This window comes from Bacillus sp. FSL R5-0447 (assembly GCF_038606125.1).
GTDB classification, from domain to species: domain Bacteria; phylum Bacillota; class Bacilli; order Bacillales; family Bacillaceae; genus Bacillus; species Bacillus velezensis.
Genome location: NZ_CP152012.1, coordinates 1019054 through 1034403, shown reverse-complemented (window position 1 = coordinate 1034403; position 15350 = coordinate 1019054). Strand labels below are relative to the sequence as shown.

Below are 15350 nucleotides of genomic sequence, written 5' to 3'. Positions count from 1 at the left end.
ATTACACCTCAACCTTTCGATTCAGCAGCATAGAGGCCAGCGCGAGACAGAGCGCCGCAAGCACGATCACTGCCAGGAAGCTGAAAAGCGAGATGTGGACGGCCTTCAGCTCCACCGTCCAGCCGGTCAATTTTGTATAGTGAAAATCAAAATCCGCATACACTTTTACCGGCCATAAATCATGTTGAGATGAAGTGAAAGGCGTAATGATTTTATCGTCAATATAGGTCCAGACAAACGCAAGCACGATGCAGATCACCCAACGGAGGACGGGAACATGTTTTAATGAGTGAAAAACAGTCCAAAATACGGCCACGATCACAGATAAATACGCTGAACTGATCAGCAGGTAAGCATTCAGTCCGGTTAATGTGCCGGCCAGGGGAATGGTGTGTTCCAGCGCTCCTTTTGCAGAAAGCATCCGGTACATCCAAATGCCGTAACCGGTCAGCGCCAGCTGCCCGATCAACTGATACAGCAGTGAGGCCGTCAGCTTGGAAGCCAGCAGATAAAATCCTCCATTCGGATTGTAAAGCCACAGCTGATTTTTTCCTTCTTTATGAAGGTGATAGTACATAAAAAGCGGCGCTACAAGAAATTGAAAAAACCCCATTGCCGTAAAAAAGCCGAAAATGACGAGCGGTTCTTTCTGACGGGCAGCGATGACGTGGGCTGCAAACGCCCAGCAAATCATGCCGCAAAGCCACACCGCGAGCCAAATCCATGAAACTTTCGCATCTTTTTTCAGCAAACCTAAAAACGATGTCATTCTTTCTCTCTCCATTCGGATCAAGTGTATGAGTAACATAGTACACTAGATCATCACGTATTACAATATCTTCAATAAAAAAAAGACAAATCCGCTCTTACGCAGATTTGCCTTTTCAATTACTTCTTTTTGTTTTTTAAGGAGAGCAGCGCATCACGATAGCTGCTATCCTGCATTTTGCCGCCGCTATCAGGATCGTTTGGTTCCTGATCCGTCTCAGAAGTCTTAAACTTCTGAAGCGCCTGACGGTACACATCATCGCCCATTGTATTCTTTTTCTCACGGGGAGATTCAGATTTTACAACGACGGGAGCATGCTCGGCTGAGCGCTCCTCGGCCGGATCATGCTTTTCCGGCTGTTCGGCTGTAGTGCCGATCGCTTCTCTCTTTTCTTCTTTGACATCCTGTCCTGCAGAAGTGCTGCGGACATTGAATGTGATAAGAAGTGCAATCACAATGACAGCAGCAATAACCGCTATAATAATGGCCATATAACCCTCTCCTTACTGTCGTCCGGCAGTTAGATTACCTGTGACTTGGCTGACACGTCTGCCAAGCGCACGGCCTAATTGAAGGCCTTCTTCCGTCATCAGCACATCGCTGTCAACCGGGCATGTGACGCCCGCACCGTAGTAAGAGCCGTACAGCGCGTTTTCAGGAACGTTGCCGGGAAGTCCGACAACAATCATGCCTTGGTGAAACATAGGAGTGATCAGATTGTGCATTGTCATTTCTAATCCGCCATGTGTTGTCGCCGTCGTACAGAATACGGCGCCGACTTTATCAATCAGCTCGCCTTCAGCCCACAGATAGCCGAGTCTGTCGATCCACGCTTTTAAGCCTGAACTGATGGTGCCAAAGTGTCCTGGGCATCCCCAGATAATGGCATCCATGTCTTTCAGCTTGCGGATGTCTGCTTGATCGACATGGTCGATCAGGACTTCAGCCTCAGCGTTTTCTCGTGCTCCTTCGGCAATGGCTTCAGCAAGGTGTTTTGTATGTTCGCCTTCACTATCGTACACTACGTAAATTTTCATTCAGGAAACCTCCCATTCAGATGATTAAGATTCCTTCACTTCTTTAGGGGCCGGAAGCAATGACAGCTCCTCTTTTTTCTTCGCCCGCTGTTTGTCTTTCCGTACGTCACGCAAGAACAGGCTCAGGACTACGCCGATAACCGCAAAGATCGTCGCCCACATAAACGCGTCATTAATCCCCATAACGTTGGAATTAAGTGAAGCTGTTTTGTAGAGATATGAATAAACGGTTTGTTTCGCCGCATCAAGCGACATGTTCATGTTGACCATTAAATTCGAAACCGCGCTTTGGAACGACTGCATGAAGCTTGGATCAGCCGTGCTCGTTTTATCCGCAATCTGCGAATAGTGCATTGTCGTACGGTTCGTATAAATCGTTGTGATCAAACTTGTTCCGATTGAACCGCTGATCTGGCGGAGCGTGTTGCTCATCGCCGTGCCGTGGCTGTTCAACCGTGCCGGAAGCTGGTTCATTCCGGCTGTCATAACAGGCATCATCAACAGTGACATACCGAATGCGCGGATGGCATAGACAAGCATAATGTGCGTGTAAGGTGTGTCAATTGTCAATTTTGTGTACTGGAATGTCGTTGCGACCGTGATGACCAGCCCGATAATCGCAAGCGGTCTCGGACCGATTTTGTCAAACAGAATACCAGAAATCGGCGACATGATCAGCATGACAATCGCGCCCGGCAATAGCAAGAGGCCCGATTGCAGCGCTGTAAAGCCGACTAAGTTCTGCAAATAAATCGGAAGCAGGAACATTCCTGTGTAAAGCGCAACGGTAATAATGATGTTAATCACACTGGAAAGTGAGAAAATATCATATTTAAATACCCGGAAGTCGAGCATCGGTTTTTCAGAGCGCAATTGCTGAATGACAAACGCGGCAATCGCGATGACACCGACAATGACGGTAGACAGCACGATCGGATCTCCCCAGCCGTCGCTGCCCGCTTCACTGACTCCGTAAAGCAATGAGGCAAATCCGACAATGGATAGAATCGCACCCAAGCTGTCGAGTTTGATTTTTTGCGGTTCCACCAAGTTCTTAAAGAGGAAGAACGCTATGATAATAACGATTGCCCCGATCGGAACAAGGCCGTAGAACATAATGCGCCATGTGTAATGCTCGATGATCCAGCCGGAAAGAGTCGGTCCGACCGCCGGAGCAAACATCATCGCAAGACCGAAAATCCCCATTCCTTTCCCCCTGCTTTCAGGCGGGAAGATAAGCAGAATGGTTGTCATGACCAGCGGCTGCAGGATACCGCCGCCGACCGCCTGAATTAACCGGCCGATCAGCATGGTTGAGAAGTTAGGCGCGATTCCGCAGACTAACGTTCCCGCTGTAAAACAGAACATGGCTACGAGAAAGAGGCTTCTCTGTCCGAACCGGGTAATTAAGAACGCAGATAACGGAATCAAAACACCGTTGACCAGCATGTATCCGGTCGTAAGCCACTGAATCGTCGTCGCACTCACACCGAACTCGGTCATTAAGTGCGGCATCGCCACGTTAAGAAGCGTTTGGTTCAAGATCGCCAGGAATAACCCGGCCATAAGCACAATAAGCAATGTTTTAGGACTTTTTACTTGATTATCTGATTTAGCCACCTAAGACAACCTCCCTTCATGGTTTGATGACTGATCTGTATTATTCAGAGATTTTTACAGATGCGTTCATACCAGGAAGCACCTTGTCAGATGGGTTGCTGAGTGAAATTTTAACAGGAACTTTTTGCGTTACTTTTGTGTAGTTGCCGCTTGAGTTTGAAGAAGGCAGCATATCAAATGTTGAATTTGTCGCATAACCGATTTCTTCTACTGTTCCGTCAAATGTTGTATTAGGGTCGCCGTCAACAATTACGTCTACTTTGTTTCCTACTTCAATGTCTCTAATGTCTGTTTCTTTAATGTTTGCAGTGATGTAAAGGTGTTTCATGTCAATTTCCTGGGCAATTGTCGTACCGGCTTGCACCATTTGGCCGTTTTTCACTTCGTTTTTCACGATTGTTCCATCCATGATGGCTTTTACGTCAGCATTTTGCTGTCCTTTGATTTTTGCAACAACGTCGTTTTTGCTTACTTCTTTCCCCTCATCAAGGTTCCAGTCAGTTACTTTACCCGCAGCAGGAGCTGTGATAGCAGCCATGTCGCCGGCAACTTTTGCTTCATCGGTTTTTACATAGTGTGTGCTTTGATAATAGTAGTAAGCACCTCCGCCTATAATTGCAAGAACAACAATCAAACCGATAATGTTGGTCAGAATTAAACGTCCTCTGTTCATTTTGTTTTCTCCTTTCGTTTCTTCCTCTATCATTTTGTGGAATGATGATAAAAATATGTGGGGATTTTTTTATTTTCCGTTTTTCACTGCACAGCCGTTTGCAAGCTTCGTTAAACTTTCCGCAAGCTTGCGCAGGTACTGCAGTTCACCGGTATTGAGCTGCCGGTATAAGACCGCCGCTTTTTCGGCATATTGAACAGCAGCTTTCTTTAGAAGTTCTTCCCCCTCTTCGGTTAACTGAATCATAACAACACGCCGGTCGTCGTGATAGTCGCTCCGAACCATTAGGCGGCGCTTATACAGAATATCGGTCATTCTCGTGACAGACGCCGGTTTCAGATCAAGCGACAAAGCCAGCCTTGAAAGCTGCGTGCTTTTGCTCTTATGTATTTTGAACATCAGCAGATACTGCAGCACTGTAATATCAAAAGGTTCAAGAACTGTCTCCAGAATCATTTTCTGCTTTTTGTAAATCGATCTGGAAGTATCAAACAGTTGTTCAAAACTGAGCAAAGCGAGCTCTGATTCAATCACCGTATTTTCACCTCATTCCCTTAATAATAGTTCACAAGATAAAATATTAATAAATGAAAGAAGGTTTGTAAAGAGAAAAGTTTCATTTTTTAAGGATTTTTTTTATGCCGTTTTTTCTCTTTATTTTTAATTTAAAAAAGCCGGGTGAAGAACCGCGGCCGCACGATTCTTCACTCGGCTTTATATTTCATACGATGCTTTGCTTACACCGGATTCCTCATTTTTAAAAAAGCTTTTCAGCGCTTGAAATACGTCTGATTTCTGTTTCAGGATGTAGTATTTAAATTTATCATCTTTGACATTTTTATAGGCGGACATGAGGGTGGAATGCCTGTTATATTGATTGACCTCACCGTAACAGAACAGGTTCGATTTTTTCATGATGTCATTGACGAGCTTTACGCACCGGGCGTTATCCGAAGTCAGGTTATCTCCGTCTGAAAAATGAAACGGATAGATGTTGTAGCGGGCGGGGTCATATTTTTCATCAATTAATTCAAGAGACTTCCGGTAAACGGAGGAACAGATGGTGCCCCCGCTCTCGCCTTTCGAGAAAAAATCTTCTTCTGACACAACCTTCGCTTCCGTATGGTGGGCGATAAATTCGATATCAACCGTTTCATACTTTGTCCGTAAAAATCGTGTCATCCAAAAAAAGAAGCTCCTCGCCATATACTTTTCCCATACGCCCATCGAACCGCTTGTATCCATCATCGCTAAAACGACAGCTTTCGATTCCGGCTTCGTCACATCATTCCATGTTTTGTATTTCAGATCTTCCGGATAAATAGGGTAAAACGACGGCTTGCCTGTCATGGCGTTTCGTTTATAGGCCGACAGCATCGTCCTTTTCTTATCGATATTCCCTGTCAGCCCGGTTTTCCGGATATCATTGAACTCGATATCGGTATGGACGATATTGTCCCTTTCCTTTTGCTGCAGATTCGGCAGTTCTAATTCCTGAAACAGCGCTTCTTCCAGATCCATCAATGAAACTTCCGCTTCATAATAATCCTCGCCTGCCTGATCGCCGGCTCCCTGGCCTTTTCCGGCCCCCTGCTTTTTATCTGCGCCGTCTCTTGCGACGACATCGCCGACTTCGCTGTCGCCGTCGCCTTGGCCGACATGTTTATTTTTATCATAGTTATAACGGATTTTATATTCATCAAGCGAACGAATCGGGATTTTCACGACATCTTTTCCGTTGGACATAATAATGCTTTCCTCAGTAACAAGGTCCGGAAGGTTGTTTTTTATCGCTTCCTGTACTTTCTTTTGGTGGCGCTGCTGGTCGTCAAAGCCTTTGCGATGGAGGGACCAGTCTTCCTCTGAAATCAAAAAATTTCCGCTGTCATTACGGGACATGAATTCCCCTCCTTAACCGTTATGGTCGTTTTACATGTGTATTCCGGCTTGGTCCTGTTTATGAAACAAGTCCGGCGAAAAGATTTATTTTTATCTTATGCCGGCCGGACTCTCCAATTGACAAACAATTGTGAAAAACAGACAAAAGAACCCGTCCTTTTACAGACGGGCCTCTCAATGAAATCAAACATCAGCGGTTTAACAAGCTTCCGACATACTTCAGCAGTTCATTAGCGCTAGTCGAGTTATAGCCGTGTTCATCTATTAACCTTGCCACTACCTCATTGACCTTTTTAAGCTGCTGCTCATCCGGCGTTTTGGTTGAGGTCGTAATTTTCACCACATCTTTTAAGTCTGCGAACAGCTTTTTCTGAATCGCTTCGCGGAGTCTTTCGTGCGAATTATAGTCAAAGCGTTTTCCTTTTCTTGCATAGGCGGATATGCGGATTAAGATTTCTTCGCGGAACGCTTTTTTCGCGTTTTCTGAAATGCCGATCTGCTCTTCAATGGATCTCATCAGTTTTTCGTCAGGATTCATTTCTTCACCCGTCAGCGGATCGCGGAGCTTATTTTTATTGCAGTACGCTTCCACATTATCTAAATAATTGTCCATGAGAGTTTTCGCGGATTCTTCATATGAATAGACGAACGCCTTCTGCACTTCTTTTTTAGCGATGTCATCGTACTCTTTCCTGGCGGCGGAAATAAAATTCATATACCGCTCTTTGTCCTCGGCGGAGATGGACGGATGCTGGTCGAGTCCTTCTTTTAAGGAACGCAGCACATCAAGCGAATTGATCGATTCCATATTTTTTCTGATAATTGTTGAGGAAATGCGGTTGATGACATAGCGTGGGTCAATTCCGCTCATTCCTTCATCATGGAATTCCTTCTTCATATCCTCAAGATCAACGGAATTGTAACCTTCAACGTTTTCTCCGTCATAGAGCCTCATTTTTTTGACGAGATCAATATCAGAGCGGTTCGGTTCCTTCAGTCGGGTCAAAATAGAAAACATCGCGGCCACTTTTAATGTATGGGGGGCGATGTGTACGTCAGAAACATCACTTTCAGAAATCATTTTTTCATAAATCCGTTCTTCCTCTGACACCTTTAAATTATAAGGAACAGGCATCACGATGATCCTGGAGTGAAGGGCTTCATTTTTCTTATTGGCAATAAACGAGCGGTACTCCGTTTCGTTCGTATGCGCAACAACCAATTCGTCGGCTGAGATGAGCGCAAACCGTCCGGCTTTGAAATTCCCTTCCTGCGTGAGTGACAGAAGGTGCCACAGAAATTTTTCATCGCATTTCAGCATTTCCTGAAACTCCATCATTCCGCGGTTCGCTTTATTTAATTCACCGTCAAACCGATAAGCGCGCGGATCTGATTCTGAGCCGTATTCGGCAATTGTTGAAAAATCAATACTCCCCGTCAAGTCGGCGATATCCTGTGATTTCGGGTCAGACGGGCTGAAGGTTCCGATTCCGGTACGTTTATCCTCAGAGAAGAATATACGTTCAACCTTTACATCCTCAATTCTGCCGCCGTATTCTTCTTCAAGCCGCATGACATTAAGCGGAGAAAGGCTGCCCTCAATTCTGATGCCGTATTCTCTGTAGAAGTCGTCGCGCAGATGATGGGGAATGAGATGGAGAGGATCTTCATGCATCGGGCAGCCTTTAATGGCGTAAACAGCGCCGTTGTCTGTCAATGAGTAGGCTTCAAGCCCTTTTTTCAGCATGGTGACAAGAGTTGACTTTCCGCCGCTGACGGGTCCCATCAATAGTAAAATCCGTTTTCTTACATCGAGCCGCTTGGCAGCCGGGTGAAAGTATTCCTCCACGAGCCGTTCCAGAGATTCCTCAAGGCCGAACAGCTCCCGCGAGAAAAAGCTGTATGTCTTTTTACCGTCATCCTCCTCGATTCCGCTGTCTTTTATCATATTAAAAACGCGAGAATGAGCAGACTGCGCGACCAATGGATTTTCTTTTATGATCTCCAAATAATCAGCGAACGTCCCTTCCCATTTGAGACGCTGCTCTTCCTCTCTGTACTTTTCAATTTTCTTTAATATATCCATAAGAACCTCCTCTGTCATGGTTAATGCACTAGAAATAAGGTACTTTGTTACAATCTATGCGGTGACGTGATAATACATGCTTTTCGTTTCTTAAAAATAAAGACGTTACAAGGCCGTCATTGACAAGGGTCCGGTGCACCGTTCATAATGAAAGAAATACAGTTTCATCCAGACTCGGACATCAAATGGAAAAGCAAAGAGGAGGAGAAATGATGAAAACGATCATTTTACTTGGGGTCATTCTCACTTTTTTAGTATCCATTTTTACGGCGGGTTACGACAGCAAACCTGAAAACAAATAACGGCAAAAGGGTGCTCTTTATGAAGAGCACCCTTTCCTGTACAACATAACAATGTTTCATATTTGAATATGTTCTTGGACAGTTGATTTTTCATGAGATTTGCAGCTTGTTTGATACTCGATTTTTCCGATTTTGCAGCCCGGGCCGATTTCCACATGCTTTCCTCTGACGATGTCCGCTTCCGTGTATTCGAGGTAAATTGCGTCTCCTTCGATCAATTCAGCAGAAAGCGTGCCGGCTTTCCGTTTAAGAAAACCGGGTTTCCGTCTGACGGTGATCGATGTGCCGCCGATTTCTTTCACGCGGCTTCGGTCATAACGCAAATGGATGTTTACGTCCCCCGCGTTTAACAATCCCGCCACATTGATACATCCTGTTACATGAAGCAGCTCCGTCTCGCAATCGCCGCCGACGGTGAGACTGCCTTTTATATGACACTGCTCTCCCGCGGCCCCGCCGCCAATTTCAGCAAGCCCTTTCAGCCTCATCGTGGCGAAACGCATGGAGCCGCCGACTTTCAATGTGCCCATCACATTTGCTGAACGTACTGATAAATCTCCTGCAACTTCATGCTCTCCGAAAATTTTCAGCCTGTTGATCTCGGCATCTCCTAGAAAAAGTCCCGTACCGAATATCCGGCAGCGTTCGCTTTGAAGTCCTTCGCCGACAGTTCCTTCCCCTTTAATGCTTACATTTTGGTAGGAGCCGCCGGAGGCGTGTCCGGCTCCGTACATTTTTAAATGACTCAATTTTTTTGTCGTTTCCATCGCAGTTCCTCCTATCGTTTCACGACTTTGTTAACCAAAGCGGAAGGATCACATGTAAAATCGCCGCTGTATTCCACAGTCCCAATGGTGCAGCCTGCGCCAATCCGCACATGATTTCCGCGGACTGCCTTCGCGTTCGTGTCCGCCAATTCAATGATGTCACCTTCAATCAGCTCCGCTGTCAGCACCGGGGCCGGCATCAGCTTAAAACGCGTAAGCACGCTCTTTCTGCTCATCACTTTCAAATGGCGGCAGCCGATCTCTTTCACATGGCTTTCTCCCGCCGCCAGCTTAATACTGACTTCATCGGCATTCAGCAGGCCGCCGATCTTGCATTTGCCTTCCGAACGGAACGTCTCTGTCTCGCAATCGCCTTCAATCCCGGCTTTCCCGGATATGAAAATATCATCAGCTTTCACACCGCCGCCGAAAGATGAAAATCCCGCTACGTTCAGCCGCTCCGTTTTGACATCACCTTTAATGACACCCGTTCCGTTGATACGGATGGATTCAGCTTCGGCACTGCCGGAAATTTTCCCCGAACCGCTGATCGTCAGCGTTTGCGTCTTGACATGTCCGTCTGTTTTTCCGCTGCCGTTAAACAAAAAGCTCACGCACTCCACATCACCTGACACCGTGCCGCTTCCGTTGATCTCCACTGTATGAAAACGGCCTCCTTTTGAACTTCCTGAACCGTTGATGATTAATTTATCTGTTACTTCCATTGATGGTCCTCCTGCATCCATTTCGTTTTTAATTCTTCCGATGCCGCAGCAAGCGCCACCCGTTCAACCACTTTGACAGTCGGTTCAAATAAAATATGTTCCGCCTCTGCGATGAAGCACGTCGTTACGCCAAGCTTTCGGAGCATGACAAGCTCCGTATTCGCTTTCAGTTCGGAAGCCTCATACGTTTTCAGCACCCCTGCCGCCAATTTTCCTTCCTCAAGGCTGATATTGCCCGATTGCAAAAGCCCTTCAAGCACATATAAAGACAGCAGCGCGCGAGACGTGAATGTCACACCGTCTTCGCCATAAACTTGCAGCGCGGCTTTTGAAATCAGTCCCTTTTGAAGCAGTTCCGCAGACGTTATATTGACATCAGTCATTTGCGGAGACAGCATTTCTCTCATTTCATCCAAAGACAAATTTTCTTTCATTTTCTGTATTTTTGAGATACGTTTTAATATTTCCGCTCTCGGAAAAAATGTTTCCTGGCCTGTAAATGTTGATTTTCGGATAAACCATTCTTCAGGGATTAAATTTTTCCGTTTCCAGCGGTACAGCTGCCCGTATGAAATTGATGTTTCTTCCAGCAATTCTTTTTTAGAAATCAGTTGTTCCTCCATGAATCCAGCTCCTTCGATGAATGTATTGTAACATAACACTGTTACGTTGTTAAGCCTGGAATTATAAAAATGCCGTGAACAGCTGCTGTCCGTCTTTTTTATTCAATAAAAAAACGCCCGGATGCGGGCGTTTTTTCTCACGTCAAATCTCTGTAATTTTGCTGGCGCAGCGCTTCATATACAAGAATCGCGGCCGTGTTGGACAGGTTTAATGATCTCACATGCTCGGTCATCGGCAGACGCAGGCAGCGGTCCATATTGTTTTCGATCAATTCTTTCGGAAGTCCGCTCGTTTCTCTGCCGAATACGAAGAAAAAGTCTTCCTCCGTATTTGAGTAATCAAATGATGTGTGCGGCTTTTGGCCGAATTTTGTAATGAAGAAAAACTTTCCGTTCTCATATGCCTCAAATAACTCTTCCAATGAATCATGATATACGACGTTGACGAACTCCCAATAATCGAGTCCGGCGCGCTTCAGCATTTTATCATCGGTCGAGAATCCGAGCGGGCGGATCAAATGAAGCGTTGTGTCTGTTGCCGCACAAGTACGTGCGATATTTCCCGTATTGGCCGGGATTTCGGGTTGATATAAAACGACATGTAATGCCACGATGTTCACCTCTGTTTTTTATTCCGCCCACCATTATATCATTAATTACTCTTTTGTCGTATCATCCGTAATATGAAAAAACGCATATCTGATGGAAGGAGTATACGCCGTTGAATCCTCATATGACCAATATCTCATTCTGCTGTCATACGTTTGGGCATTGACAAGCGGCATATTGCTTTTATCTTTCGCGACCACGATCGCCGTATGATTAAAACGGCCGTCTCCTTCAAAATCATAGCAAATGATATCTCCGGGCATCAGTTCTTCGGCTCTTGATACTTGCACCGCGCGAAGCCCTGCCTTGGATTGGGCCAGATACATCTTCATCGAATGCGCGACCGTCCAGCTGTAGCTCCACGAGCTTGCCTTCATCCACCAGCCTGAGCCTCTGTTCGGATGCCCCCGCATCGGTGCTTTTCCGGCATGTAAACATTGGGAAATAAAATTGGTGCAGTTGTCGCTGAAATTTTTATAAGCGGGGTTTCGTTTATTCCAAAACTTCTCCGCGTACTGCACGGCAGCCAGACGGTCGTATTGAAACGCCCGCCCGAAATCTTCCCGTTCACTCCGCTCATATTCAATTACGCTGTTTCCGTCAGAAAATCCCGCCGGTTTTTTCTTTACTTCCCGGTCTTTAATCAAAAGCTGATCATAGAGAAATGCAGTCCGTTCCTCAATCTGCTCTTCTAAGTAAAGGTGTCCGTCATGCTCCTTGCACAAATATTCGAAATGAATCGTGTACATGACGCATAACGTGCCGTCGTCCTCAAGGCTGCTTTTGACAATGACGGCTTTTGCCTTCGCTTTCACGATGTCAACTTTCCGTTTTTCAAACAGCTCTTTTTTTCTCGTCAGGACCTCAAGATCGCCGGGCTGCCCATTGTGCCTCATCTCGGTTCCGTTGATTAAATAATGAAGCCGGGCCTCCGCTAAATCTTCAATAATATGCTTCAAGCGCTCCACCTACCATACTGTTTTATAAAGAAAAACACTTGAACTCACGCCAAGTGCTTTTTCTCTATACATATGTCAGGACCGGCCGGTTTTAGTCTTATCAGAAACCGATAACAGCTCCAGTCCCTTTTCAATTTCCCGTATAGCTTCCTCATCCTGCTCCTTTTGAAGCGCTTTTTCTAATTCCCCCGCATAATCAGGATCACCGATTTTCCCGATGGCCCAGGCGGCCGTCCCCCTGATAACAGGGCGCGGATCTTGGTGCATCAAGGCCGTTAATTCCGGAAGAGACGAGGCATCTTTAAAATGAGCCAAAGCTAAAATCGCATTCCGCTGTATCGGCTTCTTGCCGCGCCATGATCCCGATACATGTCCGAATTTTTCTTTGAATTCGCGGTTGCTTATGGTCAAAAGCGGCTTTAACAGCGGCTTTGCGATTTCCGGATCAGGCTCCATCTGCGGATGAAGGTGAAAATCTTTCCCCTTATTAATTGGACAGACCGTCTGGCACGTGTCACAGCCATACAGACGGTTTCCGATTTTCGTGCGGAACTCATCCGGCAGAAATCCCTTTGTCTGGGTCAGGAACGAAATACAGCGTTGGGCGTTAAGCTGTCCGGGATTGACGAGCGCGCCGGTCGGACACGCGTCTAAACATTTTGTGCACGTACCGCACATATCTTCAATCGGCACATCCGGTTCAAAGGGCAGATTGGTGATCATTTCAGCCAGATAGACGTAAGAGCCGTATTCAGGCGTGGTGATCATGCAGTTTTTGGCGCTGAAGCCGATTCCCGCCCGTTCAGCCACGGCCCTGTCGGACAATTCCCCTGTATCCACCATTGACTTCGTGCGGATATCCTCATGTTTGCTTTGGAGAAAATTCTCCAGCAGATCAAGCTTTTCCCTCAGCACGTCATGATAATCCTTCCCCCAGGAAGCTCTGCAAAAAATGCCGCGCCGCCCGTCCCTCGTGCTCCTCGGCGCATCTTTCATTTTGGAAGGATAAGCAAGGGCGATGGCGACGATTGATTTGGCTTTCGGGAGAAGCAAAGACGGAGTAACCCGTTTTTCAATATCCGGCTCTTCAAACCCGGATAAATAGCCGAGTGATTCCTGAAGAATCAGCCGGTCCCGCAGACTGTCGAACGTATCAGCCGTCGTAAACCCGATTTTGTCGACTCCTATGCTTTTGGCGTATTCGATTAATTCCTCTTTCAGTTTATGAATATTCATTTTTTGCAAAGCCTCCTTTCTTTGTGATCAGGCTCCCGCACAGGTATAATAGAGTTTTATCATCCCGAAATGGAGTGAACACACTTGAACATCAGTTTAGATCGACTTATTGCTGAACGGGTGCCGGGGATCAAAGCGGCAGCCGTCTTATATGAACAGATCGAAGTCGGGCCTGCTCCGCAAATGCTGAAAGGCCGCCTCCGTTTATTTCAAGAATCTCTTTACTTTGATTATGCTGACGGCGGTATAGATGAGCAGCCTTTTGTAAAAGAGTGGGCGCGTATAATGGAACAGCTCAGTCTCGCCTTTTCAGGACAAAAAACGCCGATGGAGCTTATGCTCGGCGATATTTCCCGGGAACGATTCATTGAAAGTGTGAATTCAGCCCATGATACCATACTTTTTTTCTCCTTGAAATATTCATTGCCTATCATGGCGTATGATGCCGCAGAAATAGATGAACCGATTTCAATTACGATCGGAGAAAAAGAAAGCGTACTGTCTTTCTCCGGCCCGGACGGCGTTTTCGGCGACTTCACCGGACATATCAATACACGCCCTGTCACGCCCGGCACAAAGAAAATGCTGCAGCTGATCTTTTTCCCGCCTTCATTTCATGCCGACGCGGCGGATGAGCTGCTATCATCCTTAACAAAAATGTTTGAACAAATTCACGGAGGCACGCATACCGTCTCTTGGCTTTCATAAAAAGACACGCCTTCGTGTCTTTTTTCACATAAAAAAACGCAATACTTCGTTTATCAGAGAAACGAAACACTGCGTTAATAACGTATGTATGGAGCGGGTGATGAGAATCGAACTCACGACATCAGCTTGGAAGGCTGAGGTTTTACCACTAAACTACACCCGCATCAAAATTATTTTTTGTCAGTACCGATTTGATGTTTCTAATATTACATGTTTATTTTTTTTTCGTCAAGGGAATGTTAAAAAATTTGTCGAAAAAAATTCTTTTTTTGTCCACATGTTAAGTTGGGTTTACATTTTGTTAAGAGTCTCATACAATATGAAAAAGAAGAAAACTTGAGGTACGCCTGATGATGAAAAATAAAGTAAAAGAGCTGAGAGCCAGATTCGGCTATTCTCAGGAAACGCTCGGAAAAGAAGCCGGAGCCACCAGACAGACGATTGCAGCGATTGAAAAAGGAGATTATGTGCCTTCACTTTTATTGGCGCTTAACATCTGCCGGGCTTTCTCCCTGCCGATGGAGGAAGTTTTCTGGCTGGAGGAGGAGAAAAAATGAGTTTGAAAAGAAAAGCGTGTTTTCACCTTGCACTCTACGGATTGGCCTGCTGGACGCTTATTTCCTTTATGGAAGCGGCGCCGCGGATCGCTCAGTTTTTCCAAACGGAGGGGAGCGGTTCATTTGAGCTGAATATCACGCCGTTTCTGCTGTTTACCGTTTGTACTGCATTATATATCTATACTGAAAAGAAAAAACGGAACGGCAAAAAGCACAGGCTTGTGCCCGATGAATTTGAGGAACAGGATGAAAGAGAACGGATGATGACGGCTAAAGCTTGCCGTTCCTCGTATATCGCCGTTTACTTCTCATTGCCGGCCGCAGCCGTTCTGCTTTTGTTTTATCCGCTGATTCAGCCGCATCTTCCCTTTTTTCCGATTCTTTTGATTTTCATTCTGATGATGATTCAGCATTTGGCTTATGTTTTCACTTTTCATAAGCACGGCAAAAACTCCGGTTCATGACAGATCCGGAGTTTTTTACGTTACCAGCTCGCTTTTTTCACCCCGGGAATCCGGCCTTTATGGGCCAGCTCCCTGAATGCGATTCTGGACAGTTTAAATTTTCTCATATATCCGCGGGGCCGCCCCGTCAACGTACAGCGGTTATGAAGCCTGGCCGGAGCAGAATCACGCGGCAGTTTGCCCAGCGCTTCCCAGTCTCCTTTTGCCTTTAATTCTCTTCGGATGTCCGCATATTGTTCAACAAGCTTCTGCCGCTTGAGCTCTTTGATCACTTTTGATTTTTTTGCCATTTCAGCACTCCTAACAAATCGTAATA

18 protein-coding genes and 1 tRNA gene are annotated in these 15350 nt (G+C 46.0%); 3 read left to right on the top strand and 16 right to left on the bottom strand.

The genetic code is table 11. The features are described 5' to 3' along the window. Nucleotide 1: 1 nt before the first annotated feature. From NYE68_RS05380 to queG, 14 genes are all read right to left on the bottom strand, one after another. Nucleotides 2-769 (bottom strand): hypothetical protein, encoded by a 768-nt coding sequence (locus NYE68_RS05380; RefSeq protein ID WP_012117148.1) that lies wholly within the window; start codon nucleotides 767-769, stop codon nucleotides 2-4. Nucleotides 770-888: 119 nt separating this feature from the next. Continuing rightward, on the bottom strand, nucleotides 889-1260 hold the full coding sequence (locus tag NYE68_RS05375) for a hypothetical protein (RefSeq protein WP_003155385.1): 372 nt from the start codon (nucleotides 1258-1260) through the stop codon (nucleotides 889-891). A 12-nt stretch (nucleotides 1261-1272) separates the two neighbouring features. Then, nucleotides 1273-1806: an NAD(P)H-dependent oxidoreductase gene (locus NYE68_RS05370; protein ID WP_003155386.1), complete on the bottom strand. Its 534-nt coding sequence runs from the start codon at nucleotides 1804-1806 to the stop codon at nucleotides 1273-1275. A 24-nt stretch (nucleotides 1807-1830) separates the two neighbouring features. Further along, nucleotides 1831-3426: an MFS transporter gene (locus NYE68_RS05365; RefSeq protein WP_003155387.1), complete on the bottom strand. Its 1596-nt coding sequence runs from the start codon at nucleotides 3424-3426 to the stop codon at nucleotides 1831-1833. A 40-nt stretch (nucleotides 3427-3466) separates the two neighbouring features. Beyond that, nucleotides 3467-4132 carry an HlyD family secretion protein gene (locus NYE68_RS05360; protein WP_007610259.1) on the bottom strand — a complete coding sequence of 222 codons (666 nt, stop codon included), beginning with the start codon at nucleotides 4130-4132 and terminating at the stop codon, nucleotides 3467-3469. Nucleotides 4133-4168: 36 nt separating this feature from the next. Further along, the gene (locus NYE68_RS05355; RefSeq protein ID WP_015417097.1) at nucleotides 4169-4633 is read right to left on the bottom strand and encodes a MarR family transcriptional regulator; all 465 of its coding nucleotides are present in this window, start codon (nucleotides 4631-4633) and stop codon (nucleotides 4169-4171) included. Nucleotides 4634-4813: 180 nt separating this feature from the next. Continuing rightward, nucleotides 4814-5998, bottom strand: a complete 1185-nt coding sequence (gene yhbH, locus NYE68_RS05350; RefSeq protein ID WP_012117146.1) for a sporulation protein YhbH — start codon at nucleotides 5996-5998, stop codon at nucleotides 4814-4816. A gap of 190 nt (nucleotides 5999-6188) precedes the next feature. Then, entirely contained in the window at nucleotides 6189-8084 is a 1896-nt protein-coding gene (gene prkA, locus NYE68_RS05345; RefSeq protein WP_254003624.1) for a serine/threonine protein kinase PrkA, read from the bottom strand. A 358-nt stretch (nucleotides 8085-8442) separates the two neighbouring features. Then, the gene (locus NYE68_RS05340; RefSeq protein WP_254003623.1) at nucleotides 8443-9153 is read right to left on the bottom strand and encodes a hypothetical protein; all 711 of its coding nucleotides are present in this window, start codon (nucleotides 9151-9153) and stop codon (nucleotides 8443-8445) included. A gap of 11 nt (nucleotides 9154-9164) precedes the next feature. Beyond that, complete coding sequence (locus tag NYE68_RS05335; RefSeq protein WP_229041530.1) at nucleotides 9165-9878, bottom strand: polymer-forming cytoskeletal protein; 714 nt, start codon at nucleotides 9876-9878, stop codon at nucleotides 9165-9167. After that, nucleotides 9869-10501 (bottom strand): YhbD family protein, encoded by a 633-nt coding sequence (locus NYE68_RS05330; protein WP_254003622.1) that lies wholly within the window; start codon nucleotides 10499-10501, stop codon nucleotides 9869-9871. The genes NYE68_RS05335 and NYE68_RS05330 overlap by 10 nt, the downstream gene beginning before the upstream one ends. A 137-nt stretch (nucleotides 10502-10638) precedes the next feature. Continuing rightward, nucleotides 10639-11121 (bottom strand): tRNA (uridine(34)/cytosine(34)/5-carboxymethylaminomethyluridine(34)-2'-O)-methyltransferase TrmL, encoded by a 483-nt coding sequence (trmL, locus tag NYE68_RS05325; protein ID WP_007610253.1) that lies wholly within the window; start codon nucleotides 11119-11121, stop codon nucleotides 10639-10641. Nucleotides 11122-11157: 36 nt separating this feature from the next. Further along, the gene (locus tag NYE68_RS05320; RefSeq protein ID WP_012117141.1) at nucleotides 11158-12069 is read right to left on the bottom strand and encodes an amidase domain-containing protein; all 912 of its coding nucleotides are present in this window, start codon (nucleotides 12067-12069) and stop codon (nucleotides 11158-11160) included. 75 nt (nucleotides 12070-12144) lie between these two features. Then, nucleotides 12145-13305 (bottom strand): tRNA epoxyqueuosine(34) reductase QueG, encoded by a 1161-nt coding sequence (gene queG, locus NYE68_RS05315; RefSeq protein WP_015239452.1) that lies wholly within the window; start codon nucleotides 13303-13305, stop codon nucleotides 12145-12147. Nucleotides 13306-13389: 84 nt separating this feature from the next. Between queG and NYE68_RS05310 the strand changes: the two genes are divergently transcribed. Beyond that, entirely contained in the window at nucleotides 13390-14013 is a 624-nt protein-coding gene (locus NYE68_RS05310; protein ID WP_324636024.1) for a hypothetical protein, read from the top strand. An 89-nt stretch (nucleotides 14014-14102) separates the two neighbouring features. On the opposite strand, the gene NYE68_RS05305 is transcribed toward NYE68_RS05310, so the two are convergent. Next, nucleotides 14103-14176: transfer RNA gene (locus tag NYE68_RS05305), tRNA-Gly, on the bottom strand. A 190-nt stretch (nucleotides 14177-14366) separates the two neighbouring features. On the opposite strand from NYE68_RS05305, the gene NYE68_RS05300 reads away from it, so the two are divergent. Next, the gene (locus NYE68_RS05300; RefSeq protein ID WP_003155407.1) at nucleotides 14367-14570 is read left to right on the top strand and encodes a helix-turn-helix transcriptional regulator; all 204 of its coding nucleotides are present in this window, start codon (nucleotides 14367-14369) and stop codon (nucleotides 14568-14570) included. Beyond that, nucleotides 14567-15034: a hypothetical protein gene (locus tag NYE68_RS05295; protein ID WP_015417091.1), complete on the top strand. Its 468-nt coding sequence runs from the start codon at nucleotides 14567-14569 to the stop codon at nucleotides 15032-15034. The genes NYE68_RS05300 and NYE68_RS05295 overlap by 4 nt, the downstream gene beginning before the upstream one ends. Before the next feature lie 20 nt (nucleotides 15035-15054). Here NYE68_RS05295 and rpsN read toward each other — a convergent pair whose 3' ends face one another. Continuing rightward, entirely contained in the window at nucleotides 15055-15324 is a 270-nt protein-coding gene (gene rpsN / locus NYE68_RS05290) for a 30S ribosomal protein S14 (RefSeq protein ID WP_015417090.1), read from the bottom strand. Nucleotides 15325-15350: the final 26 nt, after the last annotated feature.